The 3,764-nt window shown below is 56.9% G+C and carries 4 protein-coding genes and 2 pseudogenes; all 6 read left to right on the forward strand.

The window, feature by feature from the left end:
* Positions 1-113, forward strand: a 113-nt coding sequence (locus AB9K35_RS11275) for a transposase domain-containing protein (protein WP_369926140.1), incomplete at its 5' end; no start/stop codon positions are given.
* Positions 114-157: 44 nt separating this feature from the next.
* Positions 158-343, forward strand: a pseudogene (locus tag AB9K35_RS11280) (LysR family transcriptional regulator); the annotation flags it as partial.
* A gap of 455 nt (positions 344-798) precedes the next feature.
* On the forward strand, positions 799-1,068 hold the full coding sequence (locus tag AB9K35_RS11285; protein ID WP_369926142.1) for a LysR substrate-binding domain-containing protein: 270 nt from the start codon (positions 799-801) through the stop codon (positions 1,066-1,068).
* Positions 1,069-1,167: 99 nt separating this feature from the next.
* Positions 1,168-2,208 carry a Rieske 2Fe-2S domain-containing protein gene (locus tag AB9K35_RS11290; protein WP_369926135.1) on the forward strand — a complete coding sequence of 347 codons (1,041 nt, stop codon included), beginning with the start codon at positions 1,168-1,170 and terminating at the stop codon, positions 2,206-2,208.
* Between the two features lies 1 nt (position 2,209).
* The gene (locus tag AB9K35_RS11295; protein WP_369926138.1) at positions 2,210-3,382 is read left to right on the forward strand and encodes a 2Fe-2S iron-sulfur cluster-binding protein; all 1,173 of its coding nucleotides are present in this window, start codon (positions 2,210-2,212) and stop codon (positions 3,380-3,382) included.
* A gap of 82 nt (positions 3,383-3,464) precedes the next feature.
* Positions 3,465-3,764, forward strand: a pseudogene (locus AB9K35_RS11300) (transposase); the annotation flags it as partial.

The raw sequence follows: 3,764 nt of genomic DNA on the forward strand, positions 1-3,764 counted from the left end.
ATGGCGTCGAGCCCTTCGTCTACCTCAAGGCCACTCTCGAAGCCATCGCTGCAGGTCACCCTGCCAGCCAACTCGACGAGCTCCTCCCCTGGAACTTTTCACCGTCAAGCTGATCCCGCGTGAGGCGGGGGCAACGCTTACTGCCGGGAAGGTCGCCGTGAAATCTAGTCTACCCCCTTTGCGAGCCCTGCAGGCCTTCGAAGCCCTCGGGCGCCTTGGCTCCGTTTCCGAAGCCGCGCGGGAACTTGGTGTATCGCCTAGCGCGATCAGCCAGCAACTGAAAGTCCTCGAAGACCATGTGGAATTGAAACTCATCAACAAGGAAGGGCGGCGCGCGGCACTGGCGGAGGAAGCCCTAGCCTATCATGGGTTGGTAAAAGAGGGCTTTAACAGGCTGCGCACCGCTCAATCCGTAATTCAGCGTGCCAAGATGGACGCCGATCTGAAAGTGTCGGGATTGCCGACACTCCTATTGAAATGGCTCAATCCGTTGTTGCACGAATTTCAATCAAGGGTGGAGGACATCCCGCTTCGACTTGAGGCCACTCATGTAGAACCGGAGGCGGACATGTCCGCTGAGATGTTTCGTTTAACCTATGGGTCAATCGCGCAGCGATATCCTCATTCCCGGAAGCTGTTCTTAGACATGTGTTTTCCGGTTTGTTCTCCTGCGTTTCTTGAGAGGTACCCGGAGGCTCGGACGCCAAGGGGGCTGGCAACACTTCCTCTCATCGATATCGACTGGGGGGGGGCTATACAACGGTACCTCGATGGGCTGACTGGTTTGCCAAGCACGAAATCCAAGACGTTCGGATCAGACCGGTGGCAGTGCATTCGCTTTCTAGCTCAGCACTGGAGGCAGCGGTCAGCGGGCAGGGTGTGGTTTTGGCGCAAAGATCATTTGTCATATTCGACCTGAAGCTTGGTCGGTTGGTGCGTTTGGCTGAAGACACCTTGCCGATGCCAGAGCCCTATTTCGTTTGCTGGGGTGAAACTACCTTGCAACAACACAGGGCGCGCGACTTCCTGAACTGGGTAATCGCAAAGGGGCGAGAGCTTTCAAGATAGGTTTAGATTTTCTAACGTATCGGCAGATGATTTCTTCCTGCTATCGCCATCTTATTCAGACATATTGCGCGAAACACCAAGCCACAGAAGAGGTCGCAGATGTTTCTACGCAATGCATGGTATGTTGCCGCCTGGAGCCACGAGGTCAATCGTGACCTCCAACAAATTAAAGTTCTTGGCGAGAAAATTTGTGTTTTCCGCACTGAAGAGGATGAGGTTATCGCCCTTGAGGATGCTTGCCCGCACCGCAAGCTGCCGCTGTCAAAAGGTAGAATCAAGGGCAATACAGTGGAGTGCGGGTACCACGGGCTAACTTTCGACTGCGCCGGGCACTGCGTCTCGGCACCGGGCGGCGGGCGTATCCCCTCGGCGGCGAGAGTGCGTCCTTATCCAGTTCATGAAAAATACGGGCTGGTCTGGATCTGGATGGGCAACGCCGCTATCGCCGATCCGGAAGAGATTATTGATATTCCCAATTTTAACAGCCCGGAATGGGGGGTGAATTCGGGCGATGCGATGGAGATGAAGTGCAACTACCTACTCATGTGCGATAATCTGCTCGACCCGAGCCATGTCGCATGGGTGCATGAAAGCTCATTCGCAGCCCCGGCCACCAAGCACACGCCGCTGAAGGTTACAAAGACCGAAACCGGCGTGATCGTTCATCGCTGGATGATGAATCACGAACCGGCGCCATTCTACAAAAAGGTCATCGAGTTCGAAGGCAATTGCGACCGGTTGCAGCATTACGAGGTGCGCTATCCGTCCCATGCACTGATCCGCGCGGTTTTCACGCCGGCCGGCACCGGCGGGCCAGACGGCACGCTGGATGAAAAAACTTTTGTCATGGATAGCTACAACTTCATGACGCCTACCTCTGAGAACGAAACTCGATACTACTGGTTCCAGTTGCGCAACGTGCGGCCCGATGACGATGACTTGTCAAAAATGATGGCCGAGGACGTGCGCGGCGCTTTCGAGGAAGACCGCGCCGTGCTACACGAGGTACAGATCGGAATGACCGAAAAAACTTCGCCACATATCGATCTCTGCATAGACGCTGGACAGTTACGCTTCCGGCGGCAGCTTGAGGCGATGATTGCCGAAGAACAGCTTGTCGATGCGAAGATGGAGGCATGATATGGCAAACGTCTTTCGCAAGTTTCGGGTCTTTGCCAAGGTGACTGAAAGCGAGGTCGTTACTTCGTTCCATTTGAAACCGGTAGACGGGGGACCGCATTGGCAGGCGCAGCCGGGCCAGTACCTGACTCTGCGGGTTCCGTCTGCCGACGGACCGGTATTCAGAACCTATTCGCTGTCGGGAGATGTGCAACAGGATGATTTCCATCGTATCTCGGTTAAGCGCGAAGCCGCACCCGAAGGCAGCAATGCGCCGGATGGCGTCGCTTCGTGCTGGTTGCACGACCAAGTGCAAGAGGGCTGTGTAATCGAAATCGCGCCACCGCGCGGTGCCTTCGTTCTGGATCAGGAAAGCGAGCGTCCCGTGTTGCTGTTGGCCGGAGGAGTGGGGCTGACCCCGCTGCTGGCGATAGCCAAGGTTCTGGCGCGGAGCAACCGGAGGGCATGGTTCTTCCATGCCTGCGAGAACGGCGATGTCCAGGCGCTTGGCAATGAGCTAAAAGCACTGGATACTGTTTCGGAAGGTCGGATCCACTCGCATGTGGTCCATAGGATGCCAACTGAACGTGACCGGGCGGAGATGCGTTGCGACAGCGAAGGACTGATCGACAAGGCGCTATTACAATCGTTGCTGCCGCTTGATGACTACGAAGTTTATCTCTGCGGCCCGATCCCTTTCATGGTGGCGATGTTCCGGCTATTGCACGAATTGGGAATCGAAGAGTCGCGCATCGCCTATGAATTTTTTGGCGAGGCGACCGCGTTGGACAGAATGGCGGCAAAGTCAGCACCACTGCCACAGCGCGCAAGCCATGCACCCAAGGCGATCGCAACGCTGGTAAACCTGACCGACCCTGACGCTTGGGCAATCTCCGGCTCCATCGTAGCGATGGCGCAACCGCAGGGACAGGCCAGCGACGTGACCGACGTGCTGTTTTCGCGCTCCGGCGTCAGCGTGTCCCAAACCGGCCAAGCGCAAACCTTGTTGGAGCTTGCCGAAGAGGCTGGGCTGGAACCTGAGTTTTCCTGCCGCTCAGGCATTTGCAACACCTGCCGCAGCACATTGATCGAGGGACGGGTGAGTTATGTCGAGGACCCGTTGGAAACTCCCCCGGAAGGACAGGTTTTGATCTGCTGCGCGCGCCCCGAAGGCCCAGTGGTATTGGATATCTAGCAGATTTCTGAATGCGTCAGGCCAGCGGGACGCTGTTTTCAAGGGTGGGACGAGTTCTCTAATTGATCTCTCGGATTGGTTGGCTGGGATCAGCCAGGCGATCTACTTCAACTGGAAGAAGAAGTGCGGTGGCCTGTTGCCGGACGCGATGCGCCGCCTGAAGGCGCTGGAAGACGAGAACACGCGGCTGAAAAAGATCGTGGCCAACCTCGCCCGCGACCGCGAGATGTTGCAGTACGCCATTCGCCGAAAGCTCTGAAGCCTGGCCGTTTGCGCGAGATTGTCACCGGGATGTGCGTTGACTGGGGCGTGTCGATCCGGAGGGCCTGTGGGGCCGTCCGCTTTGACACCTCCACCTACCACTACAAGTCCCGGCGTACGG

This window comes from Leisingera sp. XS_AS12, from assembly GCF_041224635.1.
Lineage (GTDB): Bacteria > Pseudomonadota > Alphaproteobacteria > Rhodobacterales > Rhodobacteraceae > Leisingera.